Genomic DNA, 17,049 nt, shown 5'->3' with positions numbered 1-17,049 from the left:
ATGCCGCCCGGCAGAGCCGAGCGGCGTGTTCAGCATGGCGTGCGGTTAGTCAACCGGCCATGGTCCGGCTGGTCAATCAGTCTGCCAGCGGGGCGTTGACTACCGGCGCCGTGGCGGGGAGCGCCGCCATGATGTTGGCCGTCAGGTGGGCCGGGGCCTTGGCCTGACGCATCACGCCGGCGTCGGTGTTGACTCGCATCCAGAAGGCCACCGCCTGCTCGTTCTCGGCGCGTGCCTCGGCCTCCGTGGCGTCACCATCGAGCCACCGCTGCACCGCATCGGTGGTCTGATCCGCCGCCGAAACGCCGGGGAGCGGCACCTCGCGATCTGGCACGGGGCGCTCGGCCGGGGCCGTCGCATCACGCGGGTCGCGAACCTGCTGATTCAGGTTGTCGTGCGCTTCGTGTCGATCGAGCATCACGCGTATTTCTCCTCGAGCAGGGCCTGAAGTGCTTCACGTGCCCGATGCACGCGCATCTTCAGAGCGCCGACTGTGGTACCCAGGAGGTCCGCCATTTCTTCGTAGGAGCGCCCTTCCACGTGCTTCATGATGAAGGCTTCCCGAAGGCTTGGCGCCAGCTGCGCGAGAGCTGCATCGAGATCCTGCCGCAGTTCAGTGCGGTCGAGGTCCTCATCGGGGCTCGCGTAGCCGGAGGGCTGATCGTCTTCGTCGTAGCTGAGGTGCGCGCGCCGAATGTTCTTCAGCCAGTCCTTGCACCCGTTCGCAACGATCCGGAACAGCCAGGCATCGAATCGTCCGCGGACTTCACCGAGATGGTGATAGGCCTTGATGAACGATGTCTGAAGAATGTCCTCGGCGACGTCGGGACTGCCCGTCATGCCGAGCGCATGTCGATACAGCGGATCACTGTAGCGACCGATCAGCAACGCGAACGCGTCGCGCTCTCCCGCGAGCACCCGGGAAATGACGTCCTGATCGTTGTCGACGTCGTGTGGTGGGATTTCGGATTCCGTCGTGGTCACGGCGCTAGGATAACGCCGCGGTGACGGGTTTGACACCCCTGCCGCACAACCGCCGCCGGGAACCATCCCCCGGACGACCACCACGTCTGCTGTTCGTCTCGCCAGAAAGACGAAGCGCGCACGCGGAGGTCACGATAGGATCACGAAAATGGTGTGCCGTATCACTCGGCGCGCGCGAAGGCGTGCCACCCGTTTTCCCGCACGGTAACGCTGTGTTCGCCATGCTGCGGTGGCGCGAAGCGAACTCGGCCATTCCACAATGGTGGCAAGCCCGTGCGGGCCGCCTCGGTGATGCCGAGGTCGTGTGCCCGGAGCTGCTCCAGCACCGCCTCCCGCGCCGATCGCACGACGCCGCACGGCACGCCGGCCGCGGTCAGCGCGGCGATCCAATGATCGGCAGGCCGGGTCGCGAAGAGCTCCGCGAGCCGGGTCACCACAGCGGTGCGCTGCTGCAGGCGCCCGGCGTTGGTACGCAGCGTCGGGTCATCCGCCAACTCCGAGCGCCCCACCGCCCGCATCGCGGCCACCCATTGCGCATCGCTCCCGACGGCCAGCACGAAGGGGCGATCGGCCGCGCGGAACAGCTGATACGGCACGAGGTTCGCGTGGGCGTTTCCCCACCGCTCGGCCTCACGACCGCTCACCAGCGTGTTCTGCGCCACGTTGGCCAGCGCCGCCACGGCGCTCGACTGCAGGGTCACCTGCACACGCCTGCGCTCGGGCGGCAGCGCCACCCCCCCAGCTCGCTCGCGCGCCACCAAGGCGGCCAGAATGCCGATCGCCGCGTCCTTGCCGGTGGTCACATCGACCATGGCCACCCCGGATTTGATGGGATCCCCCAAGGGTTCGCCGGCAATGGCCATCCAGCCCGACTCCGCCTGGACCACGAAGTCGTATCCTGGGCGCAGGCTGTCGACCCCGAATCCGGCAATGGTGCACCAGATGAGCCGCGGACATGCAGCCAGCAAGGCGTCAGCATCGATACCGCTTCGAGCGAGCGAACCGGGCAGAAAGTTGTCCACCACGATATCGGCCTCGGCAATGAGCGCCAGCACGAGGTCGCGGTCGTCGTGGAGCGCAAAGTCGGCCGTCAGCGACAGCTTGTTGCGATTGACGCTGCGGAAGTAGGCCGATTGGCCGTCGTCGGCGAAAGGCGGCCCCCAGCCACGCGTGTCATCGCCCAGTCCGGGTCGCTCGACCTTGAGCACGGACGCCCCGAGATCGCCGAGCATCATGGTGCAGAGCGGACCGGCGAGGACACGCGAGAGATCGAGCACACGAATACCCGAGAGCGGAAGTGGCTCCATAATGATCCGTTAATGGCGTTATTAGGCAACTACTCTTTGTGCTTTTCTGACGTATTCTGGCAGGTTTCGTGATTGCGCGCGCCCAGGAGCGGTGCCGGACTGACGCCAATAATATGCGCCCCGACGCCCGAAAGCACGTGCGGATACCTTGCATAGATCACTGGAAATCATATAGTTACCCGCGTTCCGGTGGACGTAGGCCCCTCGGCGGGAACGGCATCATCACCGCCGAGTGACTCGACCACCCTTTTTTCATGCATGGCGGAAGGAGTGCGCTCCACCTATGGCCGATTTGCCGCAGGCTGACGACGATACGCTCACGGAAGGCGATGCGCCTCCAACCGCTCCCGCGCCACGCCGAGGTCCGGGACACCGGGCTGCCGATGCGCGCGACACAGCCGCTGAAATGGCGGCCCGGGCGCACGAGATCAGCCTCGAGGCCGGAAGCCGGATGGCGGGCGCCATGCGGGACGTGGTTGGAGCGGCCGCCGGGCTGAGCGGTTTTGTCATCGAGAGCGCGCGTGACCTCATTCACTACATGGTCCGGCGCGGCCAGATGAATCAGGACGAGGCCGACTCGCTCATTGGTCAGGCCGAAGCGGCGTACATTGCCAAGCATGGGGCGCTTCCCGCGCCGCAGCCCAAGGCCGCCCCGCCCAAACCGGTGCCGCTCGGACAGATGCCCAAGGCCGTGCAAGCGCCGGCGGCTGCCGCCGAGGCCGCCCTCGAGGCGCGCGCGGCCATGCGGATTGAGCCGCAGAAGCCGTCCGACAAGGTGACGTTCGCCCCGCTGCCGCCCAAGCCGGCCCCCAAGCCCAAGGCCGAAGCCAAGCCCGAAGCCAAGGTGGAACCGAAGCCCGAAGCGAAGCCGGCCAAGGCGGAGCCCAAGAGCGAAGCCAAGCCGGCCACCAAGAAGGAAGCGGCTCCGGCCAAGCCCGCCGCCAAGACACCGGCCAAGCCCGCCGCCAAGGCGCCCGCCAAGCCGGCACCGGCCGCGAAGCCCGCCGCCAAGGCGCCCGCAAAGCCGGCGGCCAAGGCCCCGGCCAAGCCGGCCCCCAAGGCTCCGGCCAAGCCGGCAAAGGCTCCCGCCAAGGCTCCGGCAAAGGCTCCCGCGAAGGCCCCGGCCAAGGCTCCCGCAAAGAAGGCCGCAGGCAAGAAGAAGTAACGCCGCGTGATCGTCGCGTCGGCGCCAACCCGCCTCGACTTCGGCGGAGGGTGGACAGATGTCCCGCCCTTCCCCGAGGAGCGAGGCGGTTTCGTATGCAATCTGGCCATCGAACGCCGCGCCACCGTTCGACTCGTGACCGAGGGAGCAGACGCCCCCTCCCCCGACGATGCCCTCGTGGCGATCGCACTGCGCCGCGCCGGGTTGCCGCACGCCCGCGTTCAACTGACCAGCGACTTTCCGGTCGGCGCCGGCCTCGGTGGCTCCTCGGCTGCCGGTGTCGCGCTGCAGGCTGCCATCGCCGCGGCCCGTGGCGACGCCATGGACCCGTGCCAGCTGGCCGAGGCAAGCCGCGCCACCGAGGTGGACGGGCTCGCCATTGCCGGGGGATATCAGGACCACTACGCGGCGGCCTTTGGCGGGGCGCTCGGCCTGACGTTGACGCACCGGCGACATGTGCAGCAGTTGCCGCTCACCAGCAGCGCTGTGGCATCACTGGAATCCCGGGTATGCGTCATCTACACCGGAGAATCCCGCATCTCGGCGGAAACGATCACCGCCGTGCTCGATGCCTACCGCACGCGTGTTCCCACCGTCGTGGCGGCGCTCGAGCGTATGCGCGACCTCGCGCGTGGCATGGCCGAGGCGTTGCAGGCAGGGAACGTGAGCGAGTTGGCTGGCCTGGTGGACGAACACTGGCATCATCAGCAATCGTTGCACCCGGCGATCACGACGCCTCGCATGGCCGCCATCGAAGCGGCCGTGCGGGCGGCGGGAGCGGAAGGATTCAAGGCGCTGGGGGCGAGCGGCGGTGGCTGTGTCGTGGCACTCACACGCGTCGGACAGATGGAGGCGGTGCGCGCGGCGGCAGCACCGCTTGGTGCAGTGCTGCCTTGGCGCGTGGCCACGCAGGGCGTGGTTATCACGCGGCACTGACCCCGCTGCGGCGGCATCGCTAAACTGCCAAGGTGCCCTTCCCGCTTTCTCCCCTCGCGTTGACCAGAGCGCTGGTCGCGGTCGATTCCCGCAATCCGAGCCTGGTACCTGATGGTCCTGGGGAGCGGGAGGTGGCGCTGCTGCTGGCGAATGTCCTCGAGGAGTGGGGCTTCGCGGTGCACGTTGCGGATGTCGCCCCGGGGCGCAGCAACGTGGTGGCGCGCATTGGGCCAACGGGGGTGGCGCCGTTGGTGCTGAACGGGCATCTCGATGTCGTAGGCACCGACGGTATGAGCCACGCTCCCTTCGTCCCCGAGATGCGCGACGGCAATCTGTATGCCCGCGGCGCAACGGACATGAAGGGCGGCATTGCCGCCATGTGTGTAGCGGCGGCGCGCGCGGCGGCCGCCGGACCGTTGTCGCGCGAAGTCGTGATCGCGGCCGTGTGCGACGAGGAGTTTGCCAGTATTGGCACGCGCGCCCTGCTGGCTGACGGCCTGACGGCTGCCGCCGCCATCATCACGGAACCCACGCGCCTCGCCGTGGTCCCGGCCCACAAGGGATTCGCCTGGATTACGGTGCACCTGCAGGGGCGGGCGGCGCACGGCAGCCGCTACGATGTGGGGATCGATGCCAACCGGCTGGCCGCGCGTTTTCTCATGGCCCTCGAGGCCTTCGAGCAACAGGAGCTCACCCGGCGCACCCATCCGCTGCTGGGGCGCGCCTCGGTGCACGCGCCGCTGATTGCCGGCGGTACGGGGTGGAGCACCTATGCGGACGAATGCACCGTGAAACTGGAACGACGCACGCTGCCGGGTGAGCAGCCGGACACGGTCCTGCGCGAAGTGCAGGCGCTGCTCGACCAGTTGCACGCGACGGACCCCGCATTCCGCGCCACCTGCACGCTGGGTGGAGCCCAACCGCCTCTCGAAACGCCGGCGTCGCATGCCCTCGTCACGTCGGTCGTGCAGGCGTGCCGCGCGCACGGGCTTGCCGGCACCATCGACGGGCTGTCCTGCTGGACCGACGCCGCGCTCTTCGCCGAGGCCGGCATCCCGGCGCTCTGCTTTGGCCCCGGCGATATTGCCCGGGCGCATTCGTCCACCGAATGGGTGGAACTCGAGCAGCTCGAGCAGGCGGCAGCCATCCTGCAAAGGGTGATCACCTCCTGACCGGACGTCCTTCCGCCTTTGCTGCCCATCGTCTTCCTTTCTGCCGCACGACGTTCCTCCGCATGCAACCGACTACCGCACAATACGATCTGCTCGAGCGAGCCATCATCGATGGGTCGCGCCTCACCATCATGCGGCGCGGGACGGAGTACGTCGTGATTCCCGAGCGCCTGCGCGTGGAGAGTGGCCGCGAAGTGATCATGGCACGGCACCCGAGCACCGGGCATCGGTTGGAGCTGATCGTGGACGAGATCGATTCGCTCGAGGCCGTGCGATGACGGCGCGCTATCCGCTGGTGGCGGTCTACGCCGACGAATCATGCCTGGGAAACGGCCAGAGCGGTGCCACCCCCGGCGGTCTTGGCGCCCTCGTGGAGTTTCGCAAGGCCGACGGCACCGTGTCCCGCTTTGACCTGTGGGCGTCGGAGCCCACGACCACCAACAACCGCATGGCGCTGCGGTCGGTGATCGACAGCTATGCCGCGATGTCGAGGAAAGGGAACCGCCTCTCCGTGCAGTTCACGACCGATTCCCGCTACATCGTGGATGGCATGACCAGTTGGGTACGCGGCTGGATGGCGCGCGGCTGGAAGCGCAAGGATGGCGCGGTGGAGAACGTGGAGTTGTGGCAGGAGGCCGTCGACGCCATCGCCCTCCACGAGACGCAATGGTGCTGGGTGAAGGGACATGCCGGGCATCCGCAGAACGAATACGCCAACCATCTGGCGACGCGGGCAGCAGCGGCGCAGGATGCCTCCGACGGGCTCGTGGCGTCGCAGTTCAACGCCTGGCTGCAGGCGCAGGGGCCCAAGGTGCGGGCACAGGCGTTGTCGCCATTTCCGGTGGCGGAACGGTTCGTTCCAGCGCCGCCGTTACCAGCGCGTTCCGCGGTGCGTCCATAGGGTGATTTGCATCCCGGCGCTGGGGCGCCGGGACTCACCCTGGGTGCCCATGTACAAGCTTCTCTTTGCCCTGGCCGTTGGCATTGCCATTGGGTACCGCTACGGCTGGAACGATGCGCAGGAGCACGACAAGAACGTGGCCGAGCGCATGATCGCGCGTATCAGTGAGGAAACGCGCGAGCGCATGGACACTCAGGTGGACACCCGGCACGGAACCGGCGGCAAGTGAGTGTCGTGGCCCGCTCGCTCGACGATCTGGATCGTCTGGCATTCCGTCTGTCCCGCACCATCCGCACCCAGTATCCGCAGCTGCTCGCGCTCGGGTTCACGCTGGGTGATCTCGAGGAACGGCTGCTGCCGTTCCGCGAGGTCCGCCGCGAAATGGCCGACGCTGGTACCGACGCCTTTGAAGCGGCGCTGCTGCGTCTGGTTGCCGGCGATCGCGGTTACGTGATGGCGGAGCCGGCGCTACAGAGCGCCTGCCGGTTGGCGCTGACGTTTCCGTCGCCCACCCTGTCCATGGTACGGGCCTGGGCCACGAGTACGCTGCAGCTCAAGCAGTCGGCGCGCGCAGCGACCGACAGCGGCCCTGGCGTCTGCACCGAGCCCCCCGTTGGCCGACGCAGCAGCTCCGGAGCGGTACCGACACAGCCCGCCTACGACCCGGAGCACGAGCTGTTTCCAGCACCCCGAGATGGCGCGGCTGTTGTCGGCCGCGGGCACCTCGCGGCAACCGTAGGCGACCGGACGCCGGAGCGTGCCGCGCACGCCGTCCCTCCGTGCTGTCGCTTCTGCGACAACAGGCTGCCCCAGGGGCGCCCCGTGACCTATTGTCCGTACTGTGGCATGGACCTGACCAAGCGTCACTGTGCGGCGTGCAGCACGGAACTGGCGGTGCACTGGCGCTACTGCGTGACTTGCGGTCGACAGGGGTAGCCGCCGTCCATCAGGCCACGCTGGCGCGTGGCGGAGGCGGCACGACAGGGGACGGGATTGAATCCCGTGACCCGGTCGGCGTGTATTGAGAGCATGATGCTCCGCGTTTCCGTCGCGTTTGGCATGGCCCTGCTGCTGGGCTGTGCGTCGGCATCCGCCCGGTCAGGGGTACCAACCGACGCGGCCCCTGCCCCCCTGCCCGCCAGCGGCGCCGGTCCGGCAACGGCGGCAGTGGCTCCACCGCCGCTGCGGTGGCCCGTTCGCACTGTCCCGCACGTGGACCTGTGGCTGCACGCCTTCGCTATGCTGAGCGACGATACCGCGTCGGTGCCACTCTACCGACGTGGCTATCGGGACTCCATCACGGTCCTCAAGAATCAGCGTAACCTGCTCACCGCGCTCGACGGCAACCGCGAGGTGCTGCGGCGCGGACTGCAGCGCGGCAGCTACCTGGATGCGCAGTTTCTCCCGTTTGCCTACGGATCATGGGACGAGCTGCGCGCCACGGCCGAGCAGTTTCTGCAATTGGGTGGAGACGTACGACGCGCGCCAAGCCGCGAGGTAGCGTTGCGCCTGCAGCCGTTCGCGGCGCTCTTTCCGGGGAGCAGTGACCGGGAATGGCTGCGGCTGTTCCTCACCGGCGTGGACGACGAGGGCGCGCGATTCCTGCTGGTCGAACATCAGCGACAGCTGCGCGAGCGTTCCCCCACGATCACGGCAGTGGACAGCCTATGGCAGCAGGTCTATCGCGACAAGTTCGAGCGATTCCTGAACAACACCGGGCAGCGGCAGGGCGACCTCGTGCTGTCGTTGCCGATTGGCGGCGAGGGGCGTACCGGCCCCGGGTACACGGGACGCGTCATGGTGGCGGTCACCTATCCCGCGCGCCCCGCCGATGCCGCACAGGTGCTGTACGTATTTGCCCACGAGGCCACAGGCGCGCTCGTGGGTCCGGCCGTAAGCGACAACACCACGCCGGCGCAGCAGCGCGCCGGCGTGGCCGCACAGTTCATTTCGTCGGGACAGGTTCAGGCAGGGGCCATGCTGCTGGCCCGCATCGCGCCCGAGTTGCTCGACGGCTACCAGCGCTACTATTTGACGCAGAGCGGACAGCGCGTGACCGGTGACGTGCGCGCCCTCTTCGACAGTACCTTCACGTTGCCCGCCATCATTCGCGAGGCGCTGGCAAGACAGATCGACATCGTGCTCAGCGGCATCTGACATGAGTGACCTTCCGCGTACGGCGCTCGAGCGCGTGCTCGCCCGCGCCTCTGAGTTGCAGAACACCGAGCCCAGTGAGCCTGGCGACACCATCAGCGAAGCGCGGCTGGTGGAGATCGCCAAGGAAGTGGGGCTGGACGTGCAGCACGTGCGACAGGCCATTGCGGAGGAGCGTGCCCAGATCACGATGCCGGACGCGGGGAGTGGCGGCATGCTCGCGGGGATCGGCCCCGGCGTCGTGAGTGCGCAGCGGACGGTCCCGGGGACGCCCGAGCAGCTGCTGCGCGATCTCGATGCCTTTCTGCCGCGCAACGAGTACATGGTCGCGGTACGCCGTACCGCCGATCGCGTGATCTGGGAGCCGCGACGGGACCCGCTGGGGAACTTCTTCCGCTCGCTGGGCTCGGGTGGCCGACGCTTCGACCTGGTGCGCGTGGATCAACTCGTGGTGAGTGCCACCCGCGTGGACGACACGCGCTCGGTACTGCGGTTCGACGCCGTGGTGGATGGCGCGCGCCGGTCGGTACGGACGGCCACGGTGGGGGCGGCCGGGGCGGGGGTGCTGGTGCTGGGCTTCGCGGCCGTGCCGCTGCTCTTCCTGACGGTCGTGCCGCAGGTGGTGGTGGTCATCATGGCTCTGCTGGCGGCGATCGCCGGGGGCGTGACGTGGCTGTGCTGGCGCACCATGGCCCGCACGTTCCGTACGATGGCGGGCCGGGTGCAGCAGCGGATCGAGTCGCTGCTCGACGAGGCGCAGCAGGGTCGCCTGCAGGCGTCGCCCACGCTCTTGGAGAAGATGCTGCAGGGGCCGAGTCCGTTCTAGCGGTCGGTGCCGGTCCCGCGTGGGGCGGTCTCCTGCCTGCCCGGACCGCACCGCAGCGCCGTCTCCGTCCGGGCACGGTTGTCAGGTCGTGATGCTGGTGTCGCCACGCGTGACGATTGTGTTGCGGCGGCGCAGAGCCCCGCGTCTTTCGGTGTCGTCCACCGGGAGAGTACTGCGTCATGCCCCATGTCCGTTCACACCGCCCTGGCTTCAGCATGATCGAGATCCTGCTCGTGATCGCGATCATCGGCATCACGGCAACCCTCGTGCTGCCACGGGTACGCTTTGACAATGCGCGCGTGGATACCGCCGCGCGCACCATCGATCTGGTCATCATGGCCGCTCAGCGCGATGCGGTGAGCCGTCAGCACAACGTCTTGGTGGTGTTCGATACGGCCGGGGGAATACTGCGGACGGTGTGGGACGCGAATCAGAATCAGCGTGCGGAAGATTCCGAACGTACACGGGTCTCCCCGCTGCCCGATCAGATCGAGGTGGCGCGGCCCCCCGGGGTGAGTGCGCTGGCGGGCGACAGCACGTCGGCGCTGGCGGGGGTGCCGGATGATCGAGGCCCCATGCTGCTCGTGCAACGATCCGGATCGACGGACCGCGCCGCCACGTTCTACCTCACCACCACCCGCAGCATGCTGCCCGATGAAACAGTCCGGGAGGTGCGCGCAGTGCAGGTGTCGCGCGCGACGGGTCGCTCGGCGTGGTACACATGGACTGGCAGTCAGTGGAAGCGCGCCCCATGACCCCCCCAACGGTCCGCCGTCCCCGTGGCGGCTTCACGCTCGTCGAGGTGCTGGTGGCGATGGCGCTGCTGGCGACGCTCGTCATCGGGCTCTCCATGAGCACCGTGCTGTTCTCGCGTGCCGTCGTAGACAGCAGCGGCCGCGCCCGTGCGCAGGCGATCGCCGACATGCAGATCAATCGGGCGCTCGTCTGGCCCAGTTACGGAACGCTCACCTCGCTCGCTGGCGCCGGCTACAACGGCACCATCGATGGCTACGCGCTCACCACGACGGTCAGTGTTGACAGCCTGAGCGGCCGCAATCGCACCTCCGTGGTCGTCAACGTGACGTCGTCGGTGCCCGGGCGGCTGCCCGTGCCCGTGGTTCGGTCCATCACCATTGCCGCCCCATGACCACCCTCCCCGTACAGCGCCGCCGTGGGTTCACGCTGGCCGAAGTCATGATTGCCCTGGTACTGTTCGGGGTGGTCAGCGGTGCTGCCGTCGCCTTCCTGCTCGCCCAAACGCGCGGCTATCGCGCGATTTCGGCCCAGCAGACCGAAGTCCAAAGCGGACGTTTCACGCGGGACCTCTTGCGCATGGAGCTGCGCACTGCGGGCACGAACGTGACGGAAGTGCAGCCCATTGTGGTGGCGGCGAACGACAGCGTCATCGCCTTCAACACCGACCTGTTGACCAACGACCTCGACTCCTCCGCGTTCACAGGCGCCGTGTACGTGGACACCTACGCCTCGTCCGCCGACGTCGGTGCCCTTCCCGCCTCCTCCGCCATCACCATTCCCGGCACCAGCCCCGGGGTGACGTATCCGCTGCAGGACTACACGGCGGTCGAGGGGACGTTCGGGCCGGCGGAGCTGGTGATCTTCCGGTTCGTGCGCGATACCACGTCGACGAACGCGAGCGACGTGATGATTACCCGGCAGGTGAACAATCGCCCGCCGGAGATCATCGCCACCGGGCTCCGGCGATCGGGGACCACGCCCTTCTTGCGCTACTGGTACGATCCGAACCGGTACACCAACGTAACCGTGGGCCTCGATACCGTGCCCCGGGCGTGGCTGCCGCTGGCCAAGACGGTGGCGGCGCGGGGCGTGGCTCCCGATACGGGGGTGGCCGTCACGGCACGCATCGATCAGGTGCGCGCGGTGGAGGTGAATTACCAGCTCGGGCGCGTCGCGGGCTCGCAAGCCGAGCCGGTGCGCTATCTCGTCGCCATGCCCAATACGGCGGCCCCGCGTCAGTCACGCGCCTGTGGCCGCCCCCCAATCGCCCCCGCCAGCGTTACGGCCACGTGGAACGTGGACAGCGGTGCCGTGTTCCTCTCGTGGCCGAAAGCGACGGATGACGGCGGCGGCGAGTCGGACGCGGTGCGCTATGTCCTGTGGCGACAGATCGTGGGGGCGGGCAGCTGGGGGGAATCGCTCGCCGGCATCAGCACGGTCGCCGGCAGCACCACATACAACTACCGGGACGGCGGCGTGGAAGAGGGGCTCGGGCGCTCCTACCGGTACGCGCTGGCCGTGCAGGACTGCACGCCGAACGTGTCTTCCTTGACCACATCTGCCACGGTGGTGGTACCATGACGCTGTTTCCTCGGTCAACCCGTCGACGCCGGGCCGCCGCGTCGACCCGATCCCGTCGCGGCTATGCGCTGCTGTTGGTGCTGCTGGTGACGGTCGTCGCCGTCACGCTGGCCCTCGCCTCGGCCACCCAGGCCACCACCGGACGCATCATCCAGAACGGATCGGAACGCACCTCCAGACTGGATGACGTTGCCCTGACTGGGCTGGAGTTGACGCGCGACCGCCTCAACGCCCGCCAGGACAGCGTTCCGGCGGAAGGCTTCAGCGCCATCGAGTCGGAACTCGCGATCGCAGGCATGCCCGGCGTGAAGCGCAGCACGTGGGTCTCGCGCCTGGGCAACACCGACAGCCTCGCGAGCGCCGGGGAGTACGGCGTCCAGGCCGAGATCGTCACGCGCGTCTCGGATGGCTTCGGGAACGTCGCCATCCGTCGCTCGGAGGTATTTCAGGAGTCCTTCGCCAGGTACGCCAGCTTCTCCAATGTGGGCCGAGGCGCCAATGGGGCGACACTGTGGTGGGCGCTGGGCGCGCAGGCGCAGGGGCCGGTGCACTCGAACGATACGATCTGGGTGTGGAATGCCACACCATGGCCACAGGCGGTGTTCCACGATCAGGTCACGACCGCGCGGATCATCCGCAATCGGGCCTCCGCGGAGTATCGCGGCGATCCGCCACGCGAGCGGGTGGCCATCATTCCGCTGCCGACCACGGCCGAGTTGGATCGGGTGAAGTCGATCGCCAATCGGGCCGGGTACGTGTTCACACCAACCCTCACGGTGGGCGACAGCGCGAACGCCACGATGCGCATCGAGTTCGTGGCCATCGATGTCAACGGCGACGGCAACACGACGGGCGCCGACGAAGGGTATTTCCGCGTGTATCAGCAGACGAGCACGGCGCCGTACGGACTCGGCTACGCCATGGGGGCGGTACCGGTACCCCCGGTCGATCCACTACTGATACCCGGCGGGGCAACAACGGTCGTGGACAGTCTGCTGTTCTCGCCGAACTGCGGCGTGGTCACCACGGTGGGCGCGCTGCAGGCCGTTACCCAGACCTTCCGCAGCATTCCGGCGGTCACCAGCGGCGCCAACTATCGCGGGCGCATGATCAACAAGCAGACGGCCTTCGACAACGTCAACGCGCGATGCTTCCTGGGGGGTGACGACCGCCTCTCCCCCACCGGCGTGTTCCAGCCAACCGACTCGGCGGGCGGCTGGATGCTGCGGACGTCAGGAACGGTGCCGGCCGCCGTCGCGGCGCGCGCCGATGGGGCGTATCTCTGGCCGCTGAGTCCCGCGCTCAACCCCAACTTTCGCGGCGTGATCTTCGCCGAGGGGCGCGTGGCGGTGAGCGGGGTCGTGCGCGGACGGGTGACGATCTCGGCACGGACGAACATCATCATTGCGCACGATCTGGTGCAGGCCACCAGCCCGGCCACGGCCAACGGGAACTGCCGGGCGGATGACGACATCGTGGGGCTGTTCGCGGGGCGGTACATCCTGTACGCGGACAACTCCCTGCAGGCTCCCCAGCGGCGCCGGGACAACAGCAACACCGGCGCAGCCTGGATGGCCCGCAAGGACTTCGATCACTCCCCGCGTCGCCCCGACATGGCGGTCCACGCCGCCATGATGGCGCTGCACACGTACGGGGCGGAGCGTCCGAACCCGCCCGCCGGCCTGCCGGCGGCGCAGTACGTCAATCGCGGCACGGTGCGCGTGATCGGCGGGCTGATCTCGAACTTCATCGGCCAGACCGGGACCATGAGCGGGGCGAATCTGCACGGGGTGAACGAGGACCTGTCGTTCAACCGGTGCGCGCTGCCGTTCCCGCCCCCGTACTTCCCGACCACGGGACGGTGGTCGCGCAGCCAGATCTTCGAGGTCAACCCCGTGGGCTTCACCCCGTCCGGCTGGTTCTCGGGACGCTAGCGGATCGGTGCCGGCGCGTCAGCCGGCGAAGGCCAGTTCGAAGCTGCGCCGGCGTACGCGGGCCACGAGCCAGCGTACGCCGGCGTTGCTCATGACGAGCATGCTGCCGGTCATGAGGAGGCTCTTCACTTCGCGACGCGTGATCTTCACGCTACCGCCGGGAGTGAGCATGGCGTTGCTCTGCACGAGATCGCGCAGCGTCGCATACGCGAGCAGCAGCGGCAGGATACAGAAGAGTCGGATGCGGACGGCGCGACGGGGAATGTCGAGCAGGTAGATGAGCGCTTCCTCGAGGTCGTGCCACGCCAGCTTGATGAGCTGGGAGAGCGCCTCGCGGTTGCTGGCGATGAGCTCCGGCGCGAGGATGCGGCTTTGGGTGCTGCCATGTGCCCGCAGCAGCTCCTCGGGGACGTACACCGAGTTTTCCTTTTCCGCGTCCACGGCGACGTCCTTGAGGATGTTCACCGTTTGCAGTGCTTCGGCGAAGGCGCGGCACCGCTCGCGCAGGATCGCGTAGCGCTGGGTACCGATGCTGGGGGAGTGCTCATGCCAGAGATCGGTGAGCATGTACCCCACGGTGCCGGCGACGTAGTAGCAGTACTCCTTGTACTCGTCGATGGTCTGGATGCGGATGCCGTCGGGATAGAGCAGCACGAACTTCCGCATGCCGACCGCCATCTCGGCCACCCACTTTCGCACCAGTTGCTGCGTGTTGGATGGGAGCTGTGCGAAGTGCGCGAACACCAGCGGCGTGTTCCTGGTGAGCGTGAGGTGCGCGAGATCACCGGTCAGCCCCTGCACGCCATTGGTGAAGCGCGCGAGCGCGGCAGCGTCGTCGAAGGCCGCCAGGAAGTCGTCGAACAGCGCCGCCTTGACCTGCGGGTCGATACCGGGGGCGTCTTCGACGGTGTCGGCAATGCGGCACAGCAGGTACGCATCGAGCACGGCCTGTCCCAGATCCCCGGGCAGCGCCTTGATGCCCAGGGCGAAGGTGCGCGAGACCGCGGGCAGAATGGCCTCGCAGAAACGCGCGGCATCGCGCCGCGCGAGCGCCTCGGAAACCGGTGCGGGAAGGGGCATATTCCGTGAAAGATACGAGTCCGGACGTGCCGAGTCACGGCCGTTCCGGCACCCTTCCCGCCTGCTGCCCCGTGCCCGCTGACCTGAGCCACCTCACCGCTGCCGATGCACCGTCCGGATTTCGCGGGCAGTTCCGCACGGACCTGCTGGCGCGGGCGCTCTACGCCGAGGGAGCCGGTATTGCGCGCTGCCTGCCGGCGGCGGTGGCGGTGCCGGCCGATGCCGATGACGTGGGCGGGCTGGTGGCGTGGGCCAAGCGCACGGGGGCGGCGCTCATTCCGCGCGGCTCCGGGAGCGGTATGGCCGCCGGCGCCGTGGGGCCGGGCGTGGTGGTGGACCTGTCACGTCTCGACCGGCTCGGGACCGTCGATACGGAGCTGGAACGCGTGCGCGCCGGAACAGGGGCCTTGCGCGGCGTCATCGATCGGGCGGCGCGTACCCAGCGCCTTCGTTTTCCGGTGGACCCGTCGAGCGGGGCCTTCTGCACGATTGGGGGCATGCTGGCCACCAATGCGGCCGGCGCCCGCACGCTCCGCTTTGGCGCCACCCGTCCGTGGATCGTGGGGGTACGGTGCGTGTTCGATGATGGCTCGGACGCGTGGGTGCACCGGGATCGGTTGCTCCCGCTGCATGTGCCCGCGGTGCGGCGACTGGTGCGGGCGCTCGAGGAAATCGGCCGCCGCGTGCCGGCCGACCTGCTGGTGCACGCTGGTGTGCGGAAGGAGTCGTCGGGGTACGGGGTCGCGGCGGCCCTGGCCCCCGGCGGGCACCTCGTGGACCTGCTCGTGGGGAGCGAGGGCACGCTGGCTTTTTTCACGGAAGTGGAGGTCGCGCTGCTGCCGGTTGCGACAAGCACGGCCACCGTGCTGGCCACCTTCGGTTCGCTCGAAGCGGCCACGGAGTGCGCCGGACGGGCCGCCGCCCTGGGGGTAACCGCCTGTGAGCTACTGGACCGTACCTTTCTGTCGGTGGCGGCGCGCGGCCGCGCGACCGGGGTGCCAACCAACGCCGAGGCGGTGCTGATTGCCGAGGTCGAGGGTGACACCACCGACTCTTGCCGAGGCTATTTGTCATCACTCATGCAATCATGGCGCTCAAGTGGCGCCATGGAGCTGCACGCTGGACTTGATCCAGAAGCGGAGCAGCGCCTGTGGGCACTGCGGCATGCGGCAAGCCCGATCCTCTCGCAGCTGGCTCCGCAGCTGCGCAGCATGCAGTTCATTGAGGACAGCTGTGTGCCCCCGTCGCACTTTCCGGCCTATGTACGCGGCGTGCGCGACCTGCTGGATCGGGCCGGGGTAATGGGGGTGATCTTTGGCCACGCCGGCGATGCCCACGCCCATGTGAACCCGCTGGTGGACACGACCCGTCCCGGCTGGCGGGAGACGGTGGAGTCCGTACTGCTGGACGTGTGCAATCTCACGGCGCGGCTGGGCGGGACGCTGGCCGGGGAGCACGGCGACGGCCGCCTGCGGGCGCCCTTGCTGGATCGGGTGTGGGGGCTGGAGGCGCGCGCCGCATTCGCCCACGTGAAGGACGCGGCGGACCCGAGTGGTGTGCTGAACCCCGGGTGCAAGGTCGCCACGCCGGGGGCGGTACCGTTCGAGGTGCTGCGCCACGACCCGGCCGCTCCTGCCCTGCCCGCCGAGGCGGCGGCGGCGCTGGCCGACATCGAGCGCACGCGAGACTGGAGCCGTTTCCGGTTGGGAACGGCGCTCGCGCCAACGGCCGGTTAGCCGCCCCCGGTCCGTACCGAGGCCAACAGCTCGATGAAGTCGGCGAGCTGCTCCGGGGCAAGGACCGACATGACCTCGGTGTCGGCGGCATCCATGGCCGGATCGAGCTGAGCCAGCAGCGCCTCGCCGTGCGGGGTGATGCGGCAGAGCACCTGCCGCCGATCGGGGCGGCTGCGGTCGCGGGTGACCAGCGCCGCCTGCTCCAGCTTGTCCAAAAGGCGAGTGACCGTGGAGCCTTCGTCGATCATGCGATCACGAATGGCCAGCGTGGGCAGCCCTTCGCTCCCCGCCCCCCGGAGAATGCGGAGCACATTGTACTGCGCCAGACTCAGCCCCTGCGGCTCCACCAGGCGGGCGTAGCGCCGCGACACCACCGAGGCCGTACGCAGCAGGGCGATGGTGGCTTCCTGGGTCCGTGACCGGAAGGGGCGGGTCTGCTGGATCTCCTGCTGAACGGAGCGGGAGCTGGGGCGATCCGAAGGCATGCGGTTAAACTACCTCGGGGCCGCGCCGCTGG

The 17,049-nt window shown here is 68.4% G+C and carries 19 protein-coding genes; 14 read left to right on the top strand and 5 right to left on the bottom strand.

From position 1 onward, the window contains the following. Positions 1 to 76: 76 nt before the first annotated feature. From O9271_RS05370 to O9271_RS05360, 3 genes are all read right to left on the bottom strand, one after another. The gene (locus tag O9271_RS05370; protein ID WP_298266821.1) at positions 77 to 421 is read right to left on the bottom strand and encodes a hypothetical protein; all 345 of its coding nucleotides are present in this window, start codon (positions 419 to 421) and stop codon (positions 77 to 79) included. Next, on the bottom strand, positions 418 to 984 hold the full coding sequence (locus O9271_RS05365; protein WP_298266818.1) for a sigma-70 family RNA polymerase sigma factor: 567 nt from the start codon (positions 982 to 984) through the stop codon (positions 418 to 420). Before O9271_RS05365 ends, O9271_RS05370 begins: the two co-directional genes overlap by 4 nt. Positions 985 to 1,145: 161 nt before the next feature. Next, a complete protein-coding gene (locus O9271_RS05360; RefSeq protein WP_298266816.1) occupies positions 1,146 to 2,291 on the bottom strand; it encodes a CoA transferase in 1,146 nt (381 codons plus the stop codon). 283 nt (positions 2,292 to 2,574) lie between these two features. Between O9271_RS05360 and O9271_RS05355 the strand changes: the two genes are divergently transcribed. The 13 genes from O9271_RS05355 to O9271_RS05295 all read left to right on the top strand — a co-directional run bounded on the left by O9271_RS05355 (position 2,575) and on the right by O9271_RS05295 (position 13,716). Then, positions 2,575 to 3,456 carry a hypothetical protein gene (locus O9271_RS05355; protein WP_298266814.1) on the top strand — a complete coding sequence of 294 codons (882 nt, stop codon included), beginning with the start codon at positions 2,575 to 2,577 and terminating at the stop codon, positions 3,454 to 3,456. Positions 3,457 to 3,462: 6 nt separating this feature from the next. Next, the gene (locus tag O9271_RS05350; protein WP_298266812.1) at positions 3,463 to 4,392 is read left to right on the top strand and encodes a hypothetical protein; all 930 of its coding nucleotides are present in this window, start codon (positions 3,463 to 3,465) and stop codon (positions 4,390 to 4,392) included. A 32-nt stretch (positions 4,393 to 4,424) separates the two neighbouring features. Continuing rightward, positions 4,425 to 5,564, top strand: coding sequence for an ArgE/DapE family deacylase (locus O9271_RS05345; RefSeq protein ID WP_298266810.1), 1,140 nt, complete (start codon positions 4,425 to 4,427; stop codon positions 5,562 to 5,564). A gap of 62 nt (positions 5,565 to 5,626) precedes the next feature. Beyond that, complete coding sequence (locus O9271_RS05340; protein ID WP_298266808.1) at positions 5,627 to 5,842, top strand: hypothetical protein; 216 nt, start codon at positions 5,627 to 5,629, stop codon at positions 5,840 to 5,842. Then, positions 5,839 to 6,465, top strand: a complete 627-nt coding sequence (locus tag O9271_RS05335) for a ribonuclease H (RefSeq protein ID WP_298266807.1) — start codon at positions 5,839 to 5,841, stop codon at positions 6,463 to 6,465. The genes O9271_RS05340 and O9271_RS05335 overlap by 4 nt, the downstream gene beginning before the upstream one ends. 49 nt (positions 6,466 to 6,514) lie before the next feature. Continuing rightward, complete coding sequence (locus tag O9271_RS05330; protein WP_298266805.1) at positions 6,515 to 6,694, top strand: hypothetical protein; 180 nt, start codon at positions 6,515 to 6,517, stop codon at positions 6,692 to 6,694. A gap of 5 nt (positions 6,695 to 6,699) precedes the next feature. Then, positions 6,700 to 7,401 (top strand): zinc ribbon domain-containing protein, encoded by a 702-nt coding sequence (locus O9271_RS05325; RefSeq protein WP_298266803.1) that lies wholly within the window; start codon positions 6,700 to 6,702, stop codon positions 7,399 to 7,401. 93 nt (positions 7,402 to 7,494) lie between these two features. Further along, positions 7,495 to 8,622, top strand: a complete 1,128-nt coding sequence (locus O9271_RS05320) for a hypothetical protein (RefSeq protein WP_298266801.1) — start codon at positions 7,495 to 7,497, stop codon at positions 8,620 to 8,622. Between the two features lies 1 nt (position 8,623). Then, complete coding sequence (locus O9271_RS05315; protein WP_298266800.1) at positions 8,624 to 9,445, top strand: hypothetical protein; 822 nt, start codon at positions 8,624 to 8,626, stop codon at positions 9,443 to 9,445. 179 nt (positions 9,446 to 9,624) lie between these two features. Continuing rightward, positions 9,625 to 10,200, top strand: a complete 576-nt coding sequence (locus O9271_RS05310; protein ID WP_298266768.1) for a type II secretion system protein — start codon at positions 9,625 to 9,627, stop codon at positions 10,198 to 10,200. Beyond that, positions 10,197 to 10,592 carry a prepilin-type N-terminal cleavage/methylation domain-containing protein gene (locus tag O9271_RS05305; RefSeq protein WP_298266766.1) on the top strand — a complete coding sequence of 132 codons (396 nt, stop codon included), beginning with the start codon at positions 10,197 to 10,199 and terminating at the stop codon, positions 10,590 to 10,592. The genes O9271_RS05310 and O9271_RS05305 overlap by 4 nt, the downstream gene beginning before the upstream one ends. Then, positions 10,589 to 11,782, top strand: coding sequence for a prepilin-type N-terminal cleavage/methylation domain-containing protein (locus O9271_RS05300; RefSeq protein ID WP_298266764.1), 1,194 nt, complete (start codon positions 10,589 to 10,591; stop codon positions 11,780 to 11,782). The genes O9271_RS05305 and O9271_RS05300 overlap by 4 nt, the downstream gene beginning before the upstream one ends. Then, complete coding sequence (locus O9271_RS05295) at positions 11,779 to 13,716, top strand: hypothetical protein (RefSeq protein ID WP_298266762.1); 1,938 nt, start codon at positions 11,779 to 11,781, stop codon at positions 13,714 to 13,716. The genes O9271_RS05300 and O9271_RS05295 overlap by 4 nt, the downstream gene beginning before the upstream one ends. 18 nt (positions 13,717 to 13,734) lie before the next feature. On the opposite strand, the gene O9271_RS05290 is transcribed toward O9271_RS05295, so the two are convergent. Further along, positions 13,735 to 14,796: a phytoene/squalene synthase family protein gene (locus tag O9271_RS05290; RefSeq protein ID WP_298266760.1), complete on the bottom strand. Its 1,062-nt coding sequence runs from the start codon at positions 14,794 to 14,796 to the stop codon at positions 13,735 to 13,737. A gap of 71 nt (positions 14,797 to 14,867) precedes the next feature. On the opposite strand from O9271_RS05290, the gene O9271_RS05285 reads away from it, so the two are divergent. After that, positions 14,868 to 16,532 carry an FAD-linked oxidase C-terminal domain-containing protein gene (locus O9271_RS05285; RefSeq protein ID WP_298266758.1) on the top strand — a complete coding sequence of 555 codons (1,665 nt, stop codon included), beginning with the start codon at positions 14,868 to 14,870 and terminating at the stop codon, positions 16,530 to 16,532. Here the strand turns inward: O9271_RS05285 and O9271_RS05280 are convergent. Next, positions 16,529 to 17,017, bottom strand: coding sequence for a MarR family transcriptional regulator (locus tag O9271_RS05280; protein ID WP_298266756.1), 489 nt, complete (start codon positions 17,015 to 17,017; stop codon positions 16,529 to 16,531). The two genes, O9271_RS05285 and O9271_RS05280, sit on opposite strands and share 4 nt — an antisense overlap. Positions 17,018 to 17,049: the final 32 nt, after the last annotated feature.

Source organism: Gemmatimonas sp. (assembly GCF_027531815.1).
Lineage (GTDB): Bacteria > Gemmatimonadota > Gemmatimonadetes > Gemmatimonadales > Gemmatimonadaceae > Gemmatimonas.
The sequence above is the reverse complement of the archived record's forward strand: the minus strand, read 5'-3'. Positions and strand labels throughout refer to the sequence as shown.